The organism is Isoptericola dokdonensis DS-3 (assembly GCF_001636295.1).
GTDB classification, from domain to species: Bacteria; Actinomycetota; Actinomycetes; order Actinomycetales; family Cellulomonadaceae; genus Isoptericola; species Isoptericola dokdonensis.
Map to the genome: position 1 here is coordinate 192,964 of NZ_CP014209.1, position 18,683 is coordinate 211,646.

An 18,683-nucleotide genomic window follows, 5' to 3' on the forward strand; every position below is an offset into this window, starting at 1 on the left:
GACGGCCCGCTGCCCCGTGACGGGGGCGGCGGGCCGTGGTGCGCGGGCCGGGCGTCAGCCGCGCAGGTCGGCCTGCTGGTCGTAGACGCTGGAGGGCAGCACGCCGCCGTTCTGCGCGGCGAGCTGGGCCACGGAGAGCTCGGTGGCGGCGTCGACCGTCGCGGCGATCTCGCGGGCGTCGGCGGGCACGCCGTCCAGGCTCGGCATCATCGTGGCCAGCCGCGGGCGCCAGGCGGCGAACTGCTGCGGGAAGCAGCGCTCGAGCACGTCGACCATCGCGGACACGGCCGTCGAGGCGCCCGGGGAGGCGCCGAGCAGGCCCGCGATCGAGCCGTCGGCGGCGGCGACGATCTCCGTGCCGAACTGCAGGACGCCCTTGCCGTCGGCGTCGCGCTTGATGACCTGCACGCGCTGGCCGGCGGTGATCTTCTCCCAGTGCTTCGGGTGCGCGGTCGGCATGAACTGCTGGAGGGCCTGGAACTTCGTCTCCGGCGCGGCGACGACCTGCCCCACGAGGTACTGGGTGAGGTCGAGGTTCTTCACCCCGGCGCCGAGCATCGAGCCGAGGTTGTTCGCCCGCAGGGACGTGATCAGGCCCAGGTACTTGCCCTTCTTGAGGTACTTGGGGCTGAACCCGGCGTACGGGCCGAACATGAGGTAGCTCTGGCCGTCCACGACGCGGGTGTCCAGGTGCGGCACGGACATCGGCGGGGCGCCGACGTCGGCCTTGCCGTACACCTTGGCCTGGTGCTGGGCGACGAGCTCGGGGTCGGAGGTGCGCAGGAACTCGCCGGAGATCGGGAAGCCGCCGAAGCCCTTGATCTCGGGGATGCGGGCCGACTGGAGCAGCGGCAGCGCGCCGCCGCCGGCGCCGACGAACACGAAGCGGGCCGTGACGGTCGAGGTGCGGGGGCGGGCGTTCCAGGACCGGTCCTTGACGCGCAGGCGCCAGCCGCCGCCCTTGACGCGCCGCAGCGAGGTGACCTCGCGCTGGAGCTGCAGCTCGGCGCCGTTGGCGACCATCCCGTCGACGAGCTGGCGGGTGAGGTTGCCGAAGTCGACGTCGGTGCCCGCGGCGGAGCGCGTGGCGGCGATGGGCTCGGCGGGGTCGCGGTCGGCGGTGAGGAGCGGGGCCCAGCGCTCGATCTCGGCGCGGTCCGTGGAGAACTCGAGGTCGCGGAACAGCGGGTGCGCGCTCAGCGAGGTGTGCCGGCGGCGCAGGTAGTCGACGTTCTTCTCGCCGCGCACGAACGTCATGTGCGGGGTGCGGTTGATGAACGACGGGTTGGCGAGGCGGCCGGTGGCCAGCAGGTGGTGCCAGAGCTCGCGCGAGGTCTCGAACTGCTCGTTGATCGCCACCGCCTTGGAGATGTCGATCGTGCCGTCGGCCTTCTCCGGGGTGTAGTTCAGCTCGCAGAGCGCGGCGTGGCCGGTGCCGGCGTTGTTCCACGGGTTGGAGGACTCCAGCGCGACGTCGTCGAGGCGCTCGAGGATGCGGACGGACCAGGTCGGCTCGAGCTGCTGGATGAGCGTGCCGAGGGTGGCGCTCATGATGCCGGCGCCGATGAGGACGACGTCGACGGCGTCCGTGGGGGCCTGGTGGGGTGCCGTTGCGCGCGAGTTCACCTGGCCATGCTAAGACGTTGGTGAAAACTGTCACAAAGAATGAGAGCAACGTCACAACGTCTCTGACCTGGGGTGACACAGGTCACAGTCAAGGCCACAGGAGCTCGCGGACCCACGCGTCGCCCGCCCGACGGTAGCGCACCCGCGTCTGACCTGTGCCGTCGCCCGTGCGCCAGAGCTCGACCTCGTCGGCGTCGAGGCACCAGGCCGTCCAGCCCGGCGCGACGAGGTCGAGGTCCGCGCTCGCCCGCTCCAGCGCGACCGCCCACGCCGCGCGATGCTCCGCGAGCGACCCGAGCACCTCGCTCTGCCGACCCACGAGCCCCGAGGCGCGGGACGCGGCCGACCGCCGACGGAAGTCCGCCGCCCCCTCGTCCGGGTGGGGCGTCACCGGACCCGACACCCGCACCTGGCTGCCCGACTCCCGCCACAGGAACGTCAGCGCGGCCCGCGGCTCGGCCGCCAGCTGCCGTCCCTTCGGGCTCGAGGCGTGCCCGGCGAACCACCAGCCCGCGGCGGTGACGTCGGTGAGGAGCACCGTGCGGGCCCGGGCCGCACCGTCGGCGTCGACCGTCGACAGGGTCGTCGCGTGCGGCGCACGGGTCCCGGCCTCCTGCGACTCGACGAACCACTCCTCGAACAGGGTCCGAGGGTCCGCCGGCAGGGCGCCGACGTCGGGGACGTCCCAGCCGGGCAGCCCGGCGGGCAGGACGGGCAGGGCACGCAGCCGGTCGCGCATCGACGTCACGGGGACTCCTCGGTCGTGGTGCCAGGGCGGCCGACGCGGCGGGCGGGCGCCTCCGGTCGGGTCACCTCGACCCTAGCGACCGGGCCGGCACCCGTCCCGGCGCGCGGAACCACCCGGTTCGCCCCTTGTGCTCCGGCCCGCGCGGGCACCACCATGGTCCGCACCAGGACGAAAGAGGTGGGATGGACACGGACGTCGGCACGTCGTCGGCCTCGACGCGCAGCCCGAACCGGATCGCGCGGCACCGCCAGCTCGACACGGGGCCCACCGCGACGATCACGTCGATGTTCCCGTCCGAGCCGCCACCGCCACCGCCACCGCCCGCCGCGACCACCGGCCCCGTGCCCACCGCGCCCGCCTCCCGCGGACCGCGCGGCGTCGTCCCCGTCGTCCTCGCCGCGACGCTCGTGCTGGCCCTGGCGGCCTCGGTCGGCGTCGGCGTCCTGTGGTCCGCCAACCGCAAGCTCGCCGCGGAGGTCGAGGCCGCCGTCGCCCAGACCGCCGCGACCCAGCAGCAGCTCGCCGACCTGCGCGCGACGACGCCCACCACGCAGGCCGTCGACACGCTGAACGACCGGGTGGCGGACGTCGAGGCGTGGACCGGCCTGCCCGAGGACGGGCAGGGCCGCACCCGGGACCTCCAGGCGCGCCTCACCGACGTCGTCGGGGACACCGACCGGCTCCAGAACGACGTGCGCGACGGCCTCGCCGACGTCCGCACCGGCCTCGCCGCGCTCGAACGGGAGGTCGACGGTTCCGGCGACGCGGTCACCGACGACGACCTGGACGGGCTGCGCGGGCAGGTCGACGACCTGCGCTCGGACGTGTCCACCTTGTGCTGGGCGCTCACCTACCAGCCCGAGGTCACCGCGGCCTGCTGACGGCGGCTGCGCCCTCGGCGAACCGGGTTGCCCCGGCCGGGGTGGCGCACCAGGGTCGGCTCATGCGGATCCTGGTGCTGGGTGGTTCGGTGTTCCTGTCCCGGGCGGTCGTGGCCGACGCCGTCGCGCGGGGTCACGACGTCCTCGCGGTGACCCGCGGGCGGTCGGGCGAGGTGCCCGCGGGGGCGCGGCACGTCGTCGCGGACCGGGACGAGCCGCTGCCGCCGGACCTGGTCGCCGAGCGGTTCGACGCCGTGGTGGACGTGGGGCGGTACCCCTCGCACGTGCGCCGTGCGGTGGCGGCGTGGCCGGACGCCCGCTGGGTGTTCGTCTCCACGATCAGCGTCTACGCGGACGACGCCGACCCGGCCGGGCCGGGCGACGGACGGCTCCACCCGGCGCGGCACGACGACGTCCCCCTCGCGCAGGAGCCCGAGGCCTACGGCCCGATGAAGGTGGCCTGCGAGGAGGTCGTGCGGGCGGGTGCGGCCGACGCCGTCGTGGTGCGGCCCGGGCTGATCGTCGGCCCGGGCGACCCGACCGGCCGGTTCACCTCGTGGCCCGCGCGCCTGCGCCGCCTGGCCGACGACCCGGCGGGCGCCGCAGACGTGCTCGCCCCCGGGTCGCCCGACGCCCTCGTGCAGGTGGTCGACGTCCGCGACCTCGCCGTCTGGGTCGTGGACCTCGCGGGGACCACCACCCCGGGCACCTTCGACGCCGTCGGCCCCGTGCAGCCGTTCGGCCGGTTCCTCGACGCCGTGGCCCGCGGGTGCGGCGTCGTGCCGCGGTGGCGCTGGGTCGACGACGCGACGCTGGCCGCGCACGACGTCCGGCCCTGGGGAGGGCCGCGGTCGGTGGCGCTGTGGCTGCCGCGCCCCGCCTTCGACGGGATGCTCGCCCACGACGCCGCACCCGCCGTCGCGGCGGGGCTCGACCCACGTCCCGTCGAGGACACCGCGCGGGACGTCCTCGCGTGGTTGCACGCCGATCCCGACGCGCCGGTCACGGGGCTGTCGGACGCCGAGGAGGCCGACGTGCTGCGGGCCGTCGGGGCCTGAGCCCCGCGCGGCGCGTTCAGCCGGTCGGGTTGCAGCGCGCGGCCAGCACCTGGACGAGCCCGACGTCCGGCCGCCACGGCTCGAGGTTCCACGTGTCCTTGTCCGGGGCGCCGAGGGCGTGGCAGACGAGCTGGTCGTGCATCGTCGCCGTGTCGACGCCCGCGTCGGCGGCCACGAGCTCCGCCCAGACGACGTCGACCCCGGCCTGCCCCGCGTGCCGCGCCCACGCCGTGGCGTCGACGGCGAGGGAGTCGCCGCCCTCGCGGTCGCCCCAGCGCGCGCTCACCACGCCGGACGTGCCGAGCGTCGTGGCGGTCTCCGCGTCGGCGGAGACCTCCAGGGTGTCCGGGGCGAGGAGGTGGAAGCGTGCGGTGCCGGCCGGGGCGCTCAGCCCGCCCACGGCGGTGCCGTCGTCGGCGATCGTCGCCGAGCCGTCCGGGTGGAGGGTGAACGTGCCGGCCGACCGCAGGGTGAGCGTCGTGGCCGGGTCGCCGGTGGCCGGGTCGAGGGTGATCTCGACCGCACCGTCGCCCGTGCGGTCGGTCGGGGCGTCGGCCGGCAGGGCGAGCTCGACGGCGCCCGCGCGCACGACGGCCGGGGTGGGCGCCGGCGCGCTGGGCGCGGGGAAGGGCCGGGCGTCCGGCGCCGTCGGCGTGGGCGTGGGCGTGGGCGGGGCGGACGGCGAGGCGGCCTCGGCCGGTCCGGGCGCGGCGGCGTCGCAGCCCGTCAGGAGCGCGGCGGCCAGCACCCCGACCATCGCGCGGCCGAGGATCGTGGCACGGGTCGGTGCGGGGCGTGGTCGTCGAACGGTGGACCGGGGCACGGCACCAGTGTGCGGCAGCGTCCTCGTCGTCGTCGTGATCACGGGTCGGACACCCTGGCGCTGACAGGTGAGGTTGCCCTAACCTTACTGCTGTGAGCGGATACAACGGACGCAAGCCGATCGAGCCGCACGTCCTCCTGGCCGAGGTCGTGGGCACCAAGCAGGTGTCGGGCCACATGATGCGCGTGACGTTCGGCGGCGAGGGCCTGGAACGTCTCACCGCCGTCGGGTACGACCAGTGGTTCCGCCTCTTCCTGCAGCGCGAGGGCAGCGACGCCATGCGGCTGCCGACCCGCACCTCGGGCCTGGGGTGGTACGCCCAGTACCTCACGACGCCGAAGGCGCGCCGTCCGTGGGTGCGCAGCTACACGATCCGCGCGGCACGGCCGGACCTGCGCGAGATCGACGTCGACTTCGTGCTGCACGGCGCGCACGGCCACGAGGGCGCCGGCGAGCCCGGGCCGGCGTCGACGTTCGCGGCCACGGCCCGCTCCGGCGACACCGTGGGCATCCTCGACCAGGGCGTCGGCTTCAACCCGCGGCACGCCCACGACTGGACGCTGCTCGTGGCCGACGAGTCCGGGCTCCCGGCCGTCGCCGGCATCTGCGAGGCCCTGCCCGACGCCGCGCGCGGCATCGCCGTCGTCGAGGTCCCCTCCGCCGCCGACCGGCAGGACTTCCGCACCCCTGCGGGAATCGAGGTGCGCTGGGTCGAGCGTGACCAGGTGGACCCCGCCGCCGTCCCCGGCGCGGCCGCCCTCGACGCAGTGCGCGGGCTCACGCATCTCGACGGCAACGTGTACTCCTTCTCCGTGGGGGAGTCGAGCCTCGCCACCGGCGTGCGCCGCCACCTCGTGGGCGAGCGCGGCGTCCCCAAGACGCACGCCGACTTCGCCGGCTACTGGAAGCACGGGCGCGTCGCGGCGAGCTGACCGCCCGCGTGCCCACCGACGCACGCGAGCGCCCGCACCGAGGACGGTGCGGGCGCTCGCTCGTCGTGCGGTCGCTCAGACGGTGACGACGATCTTTCCGCGCACGTGCCCGGCCTCGCTCGCGCGGTGGGCGTCGGCGGCGTCCGCCAGGTCGAAGGTCTGCGCCACCTCGACCGTCAGCACGCCCTCGTCAGCGAGCGCGCCGAGCGCCTCCAGGTCCGCGGTGGACGGGCGGACCCAGGCGTAGATCCCGCCGTGCTCGGTGCGGGCGGCCGGGTCGGCGATGGACGTGATGACGCCGCCCGGCGCCAGCACCTCGGCGCTCACGGCGACGGCGTCCCCGCCCACGTAGTCCAGCGCGACGTCGACGCCGCGCGGCGCCAGGGCGCGGACGCGGTCCGCGAGACCCTCGCCGTACTCGACGGGCTCGACGCCCAGCCCGCGCAGGTACTCGTGGTTGCCCGCCGAGGCGGTGCCGATGACGCGCGCCCCGCGGGCCTTCGCGATCTGCACGGCGAAGATGCCGACGCCCCCGGCGGCGGCGTGCACCAGGACCGTCTGCCCCTCCCGCACGCCCGACCGCTCGATGGTCTGGTAAGCCGTCAGCCCTGCCAGCGGCACGGCGGCGGCCTCGGCGAAGCTCAGCATCGCGGGCTTGCGGGCCAGGGTGCGCACCGGCGCCGCGACCAGCTCGGCGAAGGTGCCGCCCTGCACCACGTCCTTGCGCACGTACCCGTAGACCTCGTCGCCCACCTGGAGCTCGGGGGTGTCCAGGCCGACCTGCTCCACGACGCCCGCGACGTCCCAGCCCGGCACCGCCGGGAGCTGCGTGTCGATGAGGCCCTGGAGGTACCCCTCGCGGATCTTCCAGTCGACGGGGTTGACGGAGGCGGCGCGCACCCGCACCACCACCGTGTCGGGCCCGGGGTGCGGGTCCGGCTGCTCGGTCAGCTCGAGGACGTCGGCGCCGCCGAAGCGGCTGTAGGTGATGGCTCGCATACGGGCGGCAACCGGCGCCCCGGCGCGGGCATTCCTGCCCGGTCGTGAGGGCCGACCCATCCAGGTTGCCCGGGGCTCCGAACCTCCGACGGGTCGCGAACGACGTGGCCCGAGACGAAGGGATCGATCATGAAGGCACGCACCCGTACCTCCCTCGCCGCCCCCGCTCTCGCGCTCGCCGGTCTGCTCGCGGTCGCCGGGCCGGCCTCGGCCGACGACGGCACCGCCCAGGGAGAGCTCACGCCGGTGCCCCTCAACGGGGTCGACGGCTCCGGCGACGCCATGGTCTGGGTCGACGGCACGACGCTCAACGTCGAGTTCGCGGCGTCCGGCCTGCTGGCCGGCAGCCCGCACGCGGCCCACCTGCACTACGGCGAGGACGCCGCGAACCAGTGCCCCGTCGAGAGCGACGACGCCGACGGCTCCGGCACGATCACCACCACCGAGGGCATCCCGTCCTACGGGTCGGTCCAGGTGTCGTTGACCACCGAGGGCGACACCTCGGCGGACTCCGCCCTCGCGGTCGACCGGTTCGACACGGCCGAGGGTGGCGAGATCGACTACCAGCGCGGCCAGATCGAGGTCACGCAGGACCTCGCCGACGACATCCTCGCGGGTGACGTCGCGCTCGTCGTGCACGGCGTCGACCACGACGGCTCCGGCGCCTACGACGGCGACACGGAGTCCGACCTGGACCCGTCGCTGCCGGCCGAGGCCACCGACCCGGCGCTGTGCGGCATCCTCACCGCCTCGCAGATGGACCAGATGCCCACCGGTGGTGTCCAGACGGGTACCGGCGGCACGGCCGGCATCGAGAACGCCGGCCTCCTCGCGGCCGGCGGGGTCGCGCTGCTCGCCGGCGCAGGCCTGACCGCCGGTCTGGCCGTGCGTCGTCGTCGCGCGGACCAGGACGCCTGATGCCGCGCCGACGTGCGGCCGTCGTTCTCGCCGCCGGGCTGCTGCTCGGCGGCGGGACGGCGGTCGCCGTCGGGCTGGTGACGCAGCAGGACGCCCCGGCGCCGGTCCCCGCGGCCGGCGCCGGGGCGTCCGTCGCCGCGACCGGCCCGGCCCCCCAACCCACCGACCGGCGCGTCCCCGGACCGAGTCCCGGAGCCGGTGGGGAACCGTCACCGCAGGGGTCGGCCTCGGCGTCGGCGCAGCCCGCGCAGCCCGCCCTGCCCGTCCGGGTCCGGGTGCCGGCGATCGACGTCGACTCGAGGCTGCTGCACCTGGGTCTCGCCGAGGACGGCACCGTGGAGGTGCCGGCGGGCGACGACGTCGACCGGGCCGCCTGGTTCGACGGGTCGCCCCGGCCCGGCGCCGAGGGCCCCTCGGTGCTGGAGGGTCACGTCGACAGCCCGAACGGCCCGTCCGTGTTCTACCGGCTCTCCGACCTCGACGCGGGCGACCGGGTCCACGTGGACCGCGAGGACGGCAGCACCGTCACGTTCGTCGTCGACCGGGTCGAGCAGTACGCCAAGGCCGAGTTCCCCACGCGGAAGGTCTACGCCAACACCGACGGCCCCGCGCTGCGCCTCATCACCTGCGGTGGGGCCTGGGACGCCGCGGTGGGGCACTACACCGACAACACCGTCGTCTACGCCCACGAGGCGTGACGGCCGGCGCCCGCCGTCGACGGGACCTCTCCGGACGTTCCTAGACCAGCACCTCGCCGGCCCGGGCCACGACCCGCCCGCCGGCGACGACGAGCTCGCGGCGCGGCGCGCGCACCACGGCGTCCGGCACGTTCTCGGCGTCGACGAGGACGACGTCCGCGGGTGCGCCGACGACCAGGTCGTGCACCGCCCGCCCCACGAACGCGGCGGCGTCGCTGGTCGCGACCCGGGCGGCGGTGACGAGCTCCTCGTCGTGGCGCAGGCGCGACAGGCGGGCGAGCTGCGTGGTCAGCGCCAGCAGGTCGCCGGTGCCGTACGGCGACCACAGGTCGCGGATGCCGTCGGTGCCGAGCCCTACGGCCACCCCGGCCCGCCGCAGCGCGAGGAGCGGCAGGGGTGCCGCACCGATCGGCGCGACCGTCGTCATGGTCAGCCCGGCCTCGCCCATCGCGGCCACCAGGTCGGCCTGCCGGGAGGCGGGCAGCTCGCCCACGGCGAAGCCGTGCGCGACGTTGACCCGCCCCTGCAGCCCGGCCCGCAGCGTGCGGTCGACCAGCAGCTCGATCTGGAACGCCCCCAGCTCGCCCCCGTCGTGCAGGTGCACGTCGATGCCGACGCCGTGGCGCTCCGCGATCGCGACCAGGCCGTCGATCTGACCCACCGGGTCGCGGTCGATGGAGGCGGGGTCCAGGCCGCCGACGTGGTCGGCCCCGGCGACGGCCGCGGCGTCCAGCAGGTCCAGCACGCCCGGGCGGCGCAGCACACCGTCCTGCGGGAACGCCACGATCTCGGCGTGCACGGCGCCGTCGAGCGCGGCGAGCGCCTCGCGCACCACCTCGATGCCGCGCAGCCCGATCCCGAGGTCGACGTCGACGTGGGTGCGCACCGCCGTGGTGCCGTGCCGCACGAGCTCGCGCAGCACGGTGAGGGTGACGTCCGTGCCGGGGATCCCGAGCGCGTCGCGGTGCTCGCGCTCGTGCGCGATGCGGCCCTGGGTGGTCGCGACGCCCCCGTAGCTCACCCAGGGCTTGCCCCACCACGACTTGTCGACGTGGGCGTGCGCGTTGACGAGGCCGGGCAGCGCGAGCAGCCCGCCACCGTCGACGACGCCCTCCGCGGCGCCGTCGCCCCGACGGGTGGGGTCGTGCGGCACGACGGCGGTGATCACGCCGTCGGTGACGTGCAGGTCGACGGGCTCGCCGCCCCAGGGGCGCACGTGCCGCAGGACGGCGATCCGGTCGGGTGCGGGGGAGGTCGAGGGCGTGACGGTCACGGGGGTCCTTCCGGTCGGGGTCCCCGCAGGGTATGCGGTCGCCCCCCGCGGCGCGGTGCGCGACGCAGTGCGCGGAGAGGAGCCGGGACCCGGCGACCTCCCGTCAGTCGGTGGCCGGCGGCGCCACGCCCGCGTCCTCGACGACGACGGCGGACGGGTCCTTGTCCGGTCGCAGTCCCCGCCACACCGTGTGCCGCAGGCTCCCCTCGCCGGGCTCGTCGCCCGTCCAGCCGGCGTGGACCACCTCCACCACGGTGGCGGGCCGCACCCAGCGCGCACCGACGGCGTCGGGGCGCGGGACGCCCGGCACGGGGGCGTCGGGCACCTCGTCCGCCGCGAAGCGGGTCGCGAGCTCGCGGCGCTCGCGGTCCGACAGGCCCGTCCCGACGCGCCCCACGTACCGCAGGCCACCGCCGTCGGGCACCGCGAGCAGGAGCCCGCCCACCGACCGGGCGTCCTCGGTCGGGGTGCCGGCGCGCAGCGGCCGCCAGCCCACCACGACGCACTCCTGGCCGCCCACGTGCTTGACCTTGAGCCAGTCGCGCGAGCGGTGCCCGGCCGTGTACGGGGCGCGTCGGCGCTTGGCCACCAGGCCCTCCAGCCCCAGCCGCCGCGACTCGGCCGACGCCTCTGCCACGGTCCCGTCCAGGGCGGCCGGCACGTGCACCGGGCGTCGCGGCTCCAGCACGCGGTCCAGGATCGTGCGGCGCTCGTCGTAGGGGTGGTCGGTGACGTCGACCCCGGCGACGCGCAGCACGTCGAACACGACGAGGTCGACGCCGACGGTGCGGCGTGCCTTTTCCACCTCGCGGGGCCTGACGAGGTTCGCCCGCTGCTGGAGCCGCCGGAAGCTCGGCCGCCCGGCGGGGTCGAGCGCGACGATCTCCCCGTCGACGGCGAGCGGCAGCTCGGCGGCGGGCACGGCGTCCGCGAGCGCCGCGAGCTCGGGGAACGTGGCCGTGAGGTCGCGGCCCGACCGGGACGTGAGCCGGACCTCCGGCCCGTCGTCGTCGGTGGCGGGGAAGATCTCCGCGATCGCGCGGAACCCGTCCCACTTGACCTCGAACGCCCACTCGGCGGAGTCCAGGCGGGAGAGCTCGCCCGGCGACGCCGTGGTGGCGAGCATCGGGCGGGGCGCGGGGCCCGGCGTCGTGCCGGCGGGCGGGGGAGCGGGCGGGGCGTCACCGCTCGCGTCGTCCGCCGCGCCGGGGCCCGGGTGCGGGCCGGGACCCGGGGCGTCGGCGGCGGGCTCCGGACCCGTCGGCCGGGCGTCGTGCGGCTGCTCCTTGGTGCGGTGGATCAGCCAGGAGTTCTCGTCGTCGCCGCCGCGCCCGCCGGTCCGGATGAGGGCGAGCCGCCGCGAGCCACGCCGCTCGCTGTGCAGCGTGACGATGACCTCGTCGTCGCGCCACTTCTCCAGCTCGTAGGTGCCGGTGTCCCAGAGGGTGACCTCCCCGGCGCCGTACTCCCCGGCGGGGATGGAGCCCTCGAAGGCGCCGTAGGCGAGCGGGTGGTCCTCGGTCTGCACGGCGAGGTGGTTGCGGCCGGGGTCGGTGGGCTCGCCGCGGGGGAGCGCCCAGCTCACCAGCACGCCGTCGTGCTCGAGGCGGAAGTCCCAGTGCAGGCGGCGGGCGTGGTGCTCCTGGACGACGAACGTCGGGGCGTCGGTGGTGACGGCGGGTCCGGTGCCGTCGTCGAAGGGTTCGGGGGTGCGGTCGGGGTCGCGCTTGGCGCGGTAGGTCTCCAGCCGGGTGAAGGTGGCGAGGCGCTCCGGGGTCGGTTCGAGCTGGGCGAGGTGGCCGGCGAGCAGCGGGGCGAGGAGGTCGCCGTCGCGCTCGTAGCGGTCGGCGACCTCGTCGGCGGTGAGGTGGCGCAGGTCCGGGTCGTCGAGCTCGGCCCACGTGCGGGGCGCCGCCGCGGTGGGACGATCGCGCCCGCGCAGGGAGTAGGGGGCGATCGTCGTCTTGGCGCCGTTGTTCTGCGACCAGTCGATGAACACCTTGCCGGCGCGCACCGACTTCTTCATGTCGGCGACGACGAGGTCGGGGTGCTCGGTGGCGAGGTGCCGCGCGAGCTCGCGGGCGACGGCCGAGACGTCGTCGCTGGTGAGCGTGCCGTGGCCGGTGAGCGGCGCGTACAGGTGGATGCCCTTCGACCCGCTGGTGACGGGCAGCGGCTCGAGGCCCATGCCCTGGAGGATCTCGCGCGCCCAGCGGGCGACCTGCGCGCACTCGGGCAGGCCGACTCCGGGCCCCGGGTCGAGGTCGAGGACGAGCCGGTCGGGCGGCAGCGGGGTGCCGGTGCGGCCGAACTGCCACTGCGGCACGTGAATCTCCAGGGTGGCGGTCTGGCCGAGCCAGGTGAGGGTGGCGAGGTCGTCGACGAGCACGTAGTCGTTGGACGACGACCGGTGGCGGATGGTGCGCCGCGGCACCCACGAGGGGGTGGAGGCGTCGAGGTTCTTCTGGAAGAACGGCTGCCCGCCGGTGCCGTCGGGCCAGCGCTTGCGGGTCGCGGGGCGGTGCGCGGCGTGGGCGACGAGCGCGGGGGCGACCCGGGCGAGGTAGTGCAGGACGTCGGCCTTGGTGGTGCCGGTCGCGGGGTAGAGCACCTTGTCGAGGTTGGACAGGGACAGGGTGCGGCCCGCGACGGTCACGCGCTGGGTCTGCGGGCTCACGGGGACATCGTGGCCCGGGATCGCCGGTGCCGCAGGACCGGGAACGGCGGACGGCAAGTACCGGATACGGCGCGTTCCGGGTTGTGAACGGGGTCGCACCCCGGGAGACTCGGTCGCAGGCGCTCGACGAGGAGCGCCGTGCCGGCACGACACGACAAGGGAGTTGTCTCATGCACGCAGCACCACCCGCGCCCCGCCGCCCCCGTCGAACGGCGGTCGCCGCCACCGTCGCAGCGTTCACCGCCGCGCTCGCGACGGCCCTCCTCGCCCCGCCCGCCCAGGCCGACGACGGACTCGACTACGTCGCCCTCGGTGACTCGTACTCCGCCGGGTCCGGGATCCTGCCCCCCGACCCCACCGCCCGCGCCGTCTGCCTGCGCACCACCCGCAACTACCCGAACGTCGTCGCCGACGCCCTCGGCGCCGACCTCACCGACGTCACCTGCGGCGCCGCCGAGACGAAGCACCTCTCCACGGCCCAGTACCCCCGGGTGCCGGCCCAGCTCGACGCCCTGACCGCCGACACCGACCTCGTCACGCTGACGATCGGCGGCAACGACTCCAGCACCTTCATCGGCGCGCTGCTCGCCTGCGCCGCCTCCGGGACCGTCACCCTCGGCCACGGGAACCCGTGCGAGCGCACCTACCGCGACCGCTTCACCGACACCGTCGAACAGACCACCTATCCCGCGGTGCGCCAGGCGCTCGCGGACATCACGGCCCGCGCACCCCAGGCCGAGGTGCTGATCCTCGGGTACCCGTGGATCGTGCCCGCCGAGCGAGGCTGCTTCGCCAGGCTCCCGATCGCCCGCGGCGACGTGTCGTACCTGCGCGACCTCCAGGCCACGCTCAACGGCGTCATCGAGCAGGCCGCCGCCGACACCGGGACGACGTTCGTCGACCTGGCGCAGCGCAGCGACGGCCACGACGCCTGCGCCCCGGCCTCGACCCGCTGGGTCGAGCCGCTGCTGTGGGGCACCAACACCGTGCCCGTGCACCCGAACGCCCGTGGCGAGGCCGCCATGGCCGACGCCGTGCTGGACGCCCTCGGGTCCTGACCGCGGACGCCGCGCCGACGGCCCCTGCCCCGTCCGGACGGGGCAGGGGCCGTCGGCGGTGCACCACCGGGGTCAGCAGGACTGGTCGCTGCTGTTGCTCCAGGTGATGTTCGTCAGGCGGGTGTTCGTCCCGCACGGCGACTCGCGGAAGGTCGTGTCCCGCAGCGTGACGTTCGAGAACGTGACGTCGCGGGTGTTGGCGAACTCGCTGCGCGCGGCGATGCGCACGTCGCCCGGACCGGCGATCGTGCCGCCCGCGATCGTCACGTTGGTGCAGTTCTCGATGAGCACGGCGTTGGACCCGGTGCCGGCGATGTCGACGCGGTCGACGACCGCCCCGCCCGACTCCGACACGCAGAAGATGCCGCGGCCCCCGCCCCGGGCGACGACCTCGCCCACGCGGACGTTCGTCGGGTACGCCCCCGCGACCGACCCGTTGCGGTTGGCCATGCGGAACGCCGCGTACCCGGTGCCGGTGCCCGCGCCCTGCGCGTCCACCCTCCCGACCGTCGCGTTCACGGTGTCGTTGAGGAGCAGCCCCGAGTGCCCGGTGTCGCGTGCGGTGACCGTGCCGATGCTGATCCCGTCCACGCCGTACGTCTCCACGCCGTGGTTGGACGTGCCCGAGACGTAGACGTCGTCGATGCGGATGTCGCGCGCCTCGCGCACCGAGTCGTCGTCGCGGGAGTCGATGCGGATGCCGAGCCCGCCGGACAGGCGCAGGTCGATCTCCCCGAGGTGGACGTCCGAGGACGTGCGCACCCAGAGGCCGAAGTACGGGGCACCGGTCATCGTCAGGTGCGGGACCGAGACGTCCTGGACGTGCTGCATCCGCAGCGGGGCGTGGTTCGCCCGGGGTGTGCCGGTGACGTCGATCGTGCCGCAGACCTCGATCGAGGTGTGGCTGGGCAGGTCGACCGACGTGCCGGCCGAGATCGTGCCGGACCCGCGCACCACGACCCGTTCCTGGGAGGTGCGCCCCGCCGTCAGCCCGCCGACGGCGGCCCGCATCGCCGACGCCATGTCCGCGCCGGTGTACAGCGTGGTGGCGCCGCGACGAGCGGTCCAGGTGGACCCGTCCTTCGTCGCCTCGGTGGTGAAGGTCCCCGAGCCGCACGCCCCGGTGCCGCCGCCGGAGGTGGCCCTGACGAGGTCCCACACCTGGCTCGTGCCGCCGTGGGAGGTGTACTGGCTGAGGCGCCCGCCGGGCGCCGTCGACCAGTCCCACACCTCGAGCGCCTTGCCCGAGTGCCGGTTGACCAGCTGCACCCCGCCGGCGGTGTCCACGAGACGGAACTGCTGGTTCGCCCCGCTGCCGGGCGTGTACTGGCGGACCTCGGCGCCGTCGGCGGTGGACCTCTCCCACACGTCGATCGCCTTGCCCGAGTGCACGGACACGATCCGGTGGTAGCCGGAGCCCATGTCCTGGAACTTCCAGCGCTGCCACGGCGCGGCGTCGAGCCGGTTCCACTGGATGATCTCGGCGCCGTCCGCGGTGGAGGCGTCCAGGACGTCCGCGACGAGGCCGCTGTGGCGGTTGACCAGCAGGTACTCGGCGCCCGGGTCGACGGTGGCGGCCCGGGCGGGCGCCGACACCGCCACGGTCCCGACGGCGCCGAGGGCGACGACGGCGAGCGCGGCCAGCGCCCGGCGCAGGCGGTGGGCGCGCCGGGCGCGGCCCGGCGGGCGGGTCGGGCGGGTGCTGCGGGTGGTGGGTGGCACGGTCTGCTCCTTCGCAGGCGGGCCCCGGGGACGGACGCCGGGTCGGACGTCCTCGTCCGGGGCGGTGGGATGGTGCTGTGCCGTCCGCGGCCCCCGCGCGTCGTCGCCCGCTCCGCTGGACCACGCCACGGTAAACCGGTTCCCCGACCCCTCGGAAGGGGTGTCTCACCACCTGGGACCGTGCACACCGGCGGCCGGTCGAGCCGGCAGGCGACCCGGCGCGCCGGCCATGACTTCCGGCACGGGTCCGCGCACCGCCGTCGCGCTAGCGTGGACGCGTGCGACGGATGGGAGCCGAGCTGGCGGCCGGGGCCGCCGTCCTCGGCGTGTGCGTCGCGGTCCTCGCGCTCGTCCCTGTCGTCGTCGACCCCGACGCGTTCGCCGTCCCCCGGTGGACGTGGGTCGGCGTCGCCGTCGCGTACGTGGCGGTCACCCTCTGGGCCGTGCAGCGGCCGCGCGGCAGCCGGGCGGCCGTCACGGGGGTCACGGCGCAGACCGTGCTCGTCGGGGTGCTGCTGATCACGGTGCCGGGCGCCGGCTGGCTCCCCATCCTGCTGGTCTTCGGCGCCGCCACGAGCACGTACCTCGTGTCCTGGCGCGGCACGGCGGTCGTCGTCCTGGTCAACACAGCCGTCCTGGTCACCAGCTCGCTGCTGGCCCGCGACGCCGCCGGCCGGGCCGCGAGCGTCCTCGAGGTCCTGCTCGGTGCCGGGCTCTACCTGCTGCTCCAGGTGGGCTGCGCGTTCGTCAGCGCCGCCCTGCAGCGCGAGCAGCGCATGCGCACCGAGCTGGCGGCCGCCCACACGGAGCTCGCCGCGGCCGCCGTGCTGCGCGACGAGGCGAGCCGGGCGTCCGAGCGGCTGCGGATCGCGCGCGAGCTGCACGACCTGCTCGGCCACCAGCTCACCGTGCTCACGCTCGAGCTGGAGTCCGCCGTCCACCGCACCGACCCGGACCGGCTGGCGCACGTCGAGCGCGCCCGCGACGTCGCGCGCGAGCTGCTCGGCGACGTCCGCGCGACCGTCGGCGAGCTGCGCCGTCGCGCCCCCGACCTGCGCGAGGCGCTCGGTGCCGTCGCCGGGGCGGTGCCGCACCCGCGGGTCGACGTACGGGTCGCCGACGACGTCGTCGCGGACGAGGAGCAGACGGTCGCGCTCGTGCGGGTCGTCCAGGAGGCGGTCACGAACACCGTCCGGCATGCCGACGAGGCCTCTCGGCTGGACGTGGACGTCGCCGTCCGCGACGGGGAGCTCGTGCTCGTCGCGCAGGACGACGGGTTCGGCCCCGGCACGGTCCGCCCCGGGCACGGGCTGCGCGGCATCACCGAACGCGTCGAGCAGGCGGGCGGCGCCGTGCGCTTCGACGGGTCGCGAGGCTTCCGGATCGAGGTCGGGCTCCCGGTGCGGGTGGCGTCGTGACCGCAGGGGTGCCCGACGGCGGACGGGCCGTGCGGGTGGTGCTCGCCGACGACCAGACCCTCGTACGGGCCGGGATCCGCAGCCTGCTCGACATCGCGGGCGACGTCGAGGTGGTCGCGGAGGCCGACGACGGTGAGACCGCCGTCGCCGCCGTCGCCGCGCACGCCCCCGACGTGCTCCTGCTCGACCTGCGGATGCCCGGCACCGACGGGATCTGGGCGCTGGAGACGCTGCGCGACGCCGGCGCCGACGTCGCCGTCCTCGTCCTGACCACGTTCGACGACGACGAGCTGGTGCTGCGCGCCCTCACCGCGGGGGCCCGCGGCTACCTCCTCAAGGACGTCACCCTGGACCAGCTCTCCGGGGCGGTGCGTTCCCTCGCCGCCGGCGGCACGCTCGTCGCCCCCGGCATCACCGCACGGGTGCTGCGGGCCGTCCGGGGCGGGGCCGGTGTCGCGGCGGCGGGTCCGATCGCCCCCGACGGCCTCACCGACCGCGAGCTGGAGGTGCTCCGCCTGCTGGCGCAGGGCTGGTCGAACCGCGAGATCGCGCGCGGGCTGCACCTCGCCGAGGGCACGGTGAAGAACCACGTCTCGGCCGTCCTGGCGAAGCTCGGCACCCGGGACCGGACCCGCGCCGTCCTGGTCGCGCTGCGCGAGGGCCTGCTGTCCTGACCGGGCGTGCCGGCACCGTGGGGGATACTCGCGGCGTGGAGATCCCCGTCGTCTGGTCCGTCGTCCTGCTCGTCGCCGCCGTCTGGAACCTGGTGGTGTGGCCCCAGTTCTGGCGTCGCGTGACCAGGGACCCGCGGGCCCGCGACGAGTCCGGTCGCGCCACCCGCTTCTACACCGTGCACGCCGTCCTGGTGGGCGTCTCGGTGGTGCTGGCGCTGCTGGTCGGCGTCGTGGGGGTGCTCGGCCTGCTCGGCTGACCGCTCGCGCCACGACCCCGGTCGCGTGACCATGGGGTGATGAGGGCGATCTGGAAGGGTGCCGTGACGTTCGGCCTCGTCAACGTCCCGGTCAAGGCGTACAGCGCGACCGAGGACCACGACGTGCCGCTGCACCAGGTGCACGACGCCGACGGCGGTCGCATCCGCTACCGGCGCGTGTGCGAGGTGTGCGGCGAGACCGTCCCGTTCGAGCACATCGACAAGTCGTACGACGACGGTGAGCACGCGGTGGTGCTCACGCGGTCCGACTTCGCGGCGCTCCCGGCCGAGTCGAACCGGGAGATCGAGGTCGTGGAGTTCGTGCCCACCGACCAGGTGGACCCGATCCTGTTCGACCGCACCTACTACCTGGAGCCGGACTCCAAGAGCCCCAAGGCGTACGTGCTGCTGCGCCGCACCCTGGAGGAGACGGACCGCACCGCCATCGTGAAGTTCGCGCTGCGCCAGCGGACCCGGCTGGCCGCGCTGCGCGTGCGCGACGAGGTGCTGGCCCTCCAGACCCTGCTGTGGGCCGACGAGATCCGCGAAGCCGCGTTCCCCGCGCTCGACGGCTCGACCACCGTGTCGGACAAGGAGCTCGCCATGTCCGCCCAGCTCGTCTCGAGCTACGAGGCGGACTTCGAGCCCGGTGACTACACCGACGACTACCAGGTCCAGCTCCGCCAGCTCATCGACGCGAAGATCGAGCAGGGCGACACGATGGACCCGGCCGAGACGTTCGGCGAGCAGCCGCCGGAGGAGGACGCGGAGGTCGTCGACCTCATGGAGGCTCTGCGCCGGTCCGTGGACTCCCAGAAGAAGTCGACGAAGAAGTCGTCGTCGGGTTCCGGCTCGTCGCAGAAGCGCAAGAAGACCGGCTGACCGGTGCGCTGACTCGCGCCGACCTGCGCTGACTCGCGA

Annotated in this window: 17 protein-coding genes; 10 read left to right on the plus strand and 7 right to left on the minus strand. The window is 75.4% G+C overall.

What is annotated here, in order from left to right; all coding sequences use genetic code 11:
* Positions 1 to 54: 54 nt before the first annotated feature.
* The gene (gene mqo / locus I598_RS00870; protein WP_157557290.1) at positions 55 to 1,551 is read right to left on the minus strand and encodes a malate dehydrogenase (quinone); all 1,497 of its coding nucleotides are present in this window, start codon (positions 1,549 to 1,551) and stop codon (positions 55 to 57) included.
* Positions 1,552 to 1,714: 163 nt separating this feature from the next.
* The gene (locus I598_RS00875) at positions 1,715 to 2,365 is read right to left on the minus strand and encodes a pyridoxine/pyridoxamine 5'-phosphate oxidase (RefSeq protein WP_068204672.1); all 651 of its coding nucleotides are present in this window, start codon (positions 2,363 to 2,365) and stop codon (positions 1,715 to 1,717) included.
* Between the two features lie 191 nt (positions 2,366 to 2,556).
* On the opposite strand from I598_RS00875, the gene I598_RS00880 reads away from it, so the two are divergent.
* Positions 2,557 to 3,255 carry a hypothetical protein gene (locus tag I598_RS00880; RefSeq protein WP_068200451.1) on the plus strand — a complete coding sequence of 233 codons (699 nt, stop codon included), beginning with the start codon at positions 2,557 to 2,559 and terminating at the stop codon, positions 3,253 to 3,255.
* A gap of 62 nt (positions 3,256 to 3,317) precedes the next feature.
* On the plus strand, positions 3,318 to 4,313 hold the full coding sequence (locus I598_RS00885) for an NAD-dependent epimerase/dehydratase family protein (protein WP_068200454.1): 996 nt from the start codon (positions 3,318 to 3,320) through the stop codon (positions 4,311 to 4,313).
* Positions 4,314 to 4,329: 16 nt separating this feature from the next.
* Here I598_RS00885 and I598_RS00890 read toward each other — a convergent pair whose 3' ends face one another.
* Positions 4,330 to 5,136 (minus strand): DUF2599 domain-containing protein, encoded by an 807-nt coding sequence (locus I598_RS00890; protein WP_157557113.1) that lies wholly within the window; start codon positions 5,134 to 5,136, stop codon positions 4,330 to 4,332.
* A gap of 92 nt (positions 5,137 to 5,228) precedes the next feature.
* Here I598_RS00890 and I598_RS00895 point away from each other — a divergent pair, with 92 nt between their 5' ends.
* Entirely contained in the window at positions 5,229 to 6,068 is an 840-nt protein-coding gene (locus I598_RS00895; RefSeq protein WP_068200460.1) for a siderophore-interacting protein, read from the plus strand.
* Positions 6,069 to 6,143: 75 nt separating this feature from the next.
* Here the strand turns inward: I598_RS00895 and I598_RS00900 are convergent, their stop codons facing one another.
* Positions 6,144 to 7,067: an NADP-dependent oxidoreductase gene (locus I598_RS00900; RefSeq protein ID WP_068200463.1), complete on the minus strand. Its 924-nt coding sequence runs from the start codon at positions 7,065 to 7,067 to the stop codon at positions 6,144 to 6,146.
* Between the two features lie 129 nt (positions 7,068 to 7,196).
* Here I598_RS00900 and I598_RS00905 point away from each other — a divergent pair, with 129 nt between their 5' ends.
* Complete coding sequence (locus I598_RS00905; RefSeq protein WP_068200466.1) at positions 7,197 to 7,985, plus strand: CHRD domain-containing protein; 789 nt, start codon at positions 7,197 to 7,199, stop codon at positions 7,983 to 7,985.
* Complete coding sequence (locus I598_RS00910) at positions 7,985 to 8,683, plus strand: class F sortase (protein WP_068200468.1); 699 nt, start codon at positions 7,985 to 7,987, stop codon at positions 8,681 to 8,683. The genes I598_RS00905 and I598_RS00910 overlap by 1 nt, the downstream gene beginning before the upstream one ends.
* 40 nt (positions 8,684 to 8,723) lie before the next feature.
* On the opposite strand, the gene I598_RS00915 is transcribed toward I598_RS00910, so the two are convergent.
* Together I598_RS00915 and I598_RS00920 are read right to left on the minus strand one after the other, a co-directional pair.
* Complete coding sequence (locus I598_RS00915; RefSeq protein WP_068200470.1) at positions 8,724 to 9,956, minus strand: amidohydrolase; 1,233 nt, start codon at positions 9,954 to 9,956, stop codon at positions 8,724 to 8,726.
* 103 nt (positions 9,957 to 10,059) lie between these two features.
* On the minus strand, positions 10,060 to 12,633 hold the full coding sequence (locus tag I598_RS00920) for an ATP-dependent DNA ligase (RefSeq protein ID WP_068200471.1): 2,574 nt from the start codon (positions 12,631 to 12,633) through the stop codon (positions 10,060 to 10,062).
* A 170-nt stretch (positions 12,634 to 12,803) separates the two neighbouring features.
* Between I598_RS00920 and I598_RS00925 the strand changes: the two genes are divergently transcribed.
* The gene (locus I598_RS00925) at positions 12,804 to 13,691 is read left to right on the plus strand and encodes an SGNH/GDSL hydrolase family protein (RefSeq protein WP_068200473.1); all 888 of its coding nucleotides are present in this window, start codon (positions 12,804 to 12,806) and stop codon (positions 13,689 to 13,691) included.
* Between the two features lie 72 nt (positions 13,692 to 13,763).
* On the opposite strand, the gene I598_RS00930 is transcribed toward I598_RS00925, so the two are convergent.
* Complete coding sequence (locus I598_RS00930) at positions 13,764 to 15,413, minus strand: RICIN domain-containing protein (RefSeq protein WP_068200476.1); 1,650 nt, start codon at positions 15,411 to 15,413, stop codon at positions 13,764 to 13,766.
* Positions 15,414 to 15,700: 287 nt separating this feature from the next.
* On the opposite strand from I598_RS00930, the gene I598_RS00935 reads away from it, so the two are divergent.
* From I598_RS00935 to ku, 4 genes are read left to right on the plus strand one after another with little or no spacing between them, the layout of a single operon-like run.
* Positions 15,701 to 16,831 (plus strand): sensor histidine kinase, encoded by a 1,131-nt coding sequence (locus I598_RS00935; RefSeq protein ID WP_068200479.1) that lies wholly within the window; start codon positions 15,701 to 15,703, stop codon positions 16,829 to 16,831.
* The gene (locus I598_RS00940) at positions 16,828 to 17,505 is read left to right on the plus strand and encodes a response regulator (protein WP_232314223.1); all 678 of its coding nucleotides are present in this window, start codon (positions 16,828 to 16,830) and stop codon (positions 17,503 to 17,505) included. Before I598_RS00935 ends, I598_RS00940 begins: the two co-directional genes overlap by 4 nt.
* Positions 17,506 to 17,540: 35 nt before the next feature.
* Positions 17,541 to 17,762 carry an SCO4848 family membrane protein gene (locus tag I598_RS00945; protein WP_068200482.1) on the plus strand — a complete coding sequence of 74 codons (222 nt, stop codon included), beginning with the start codon at positions 17,541 to 17,543 and terminating at the stop codon, positions 17,760 to 17,762.
* 39 nt (positions 17,763 to 17,801) lie between these two features.
* On the plus strand, positions 17,802 to 18,644 hold the full coding sequence (gene ku / locus I598_RS00950) for a non-homologous end joining protein Ku (protein WP_068200486.1): 843 nt from the start codon (positions 17,802 to 17,804) through the stop codon (positions 18,642 to 18,644).
* Positions 18,645 to 18,683 lie beyond the last annotated feature (39 nt).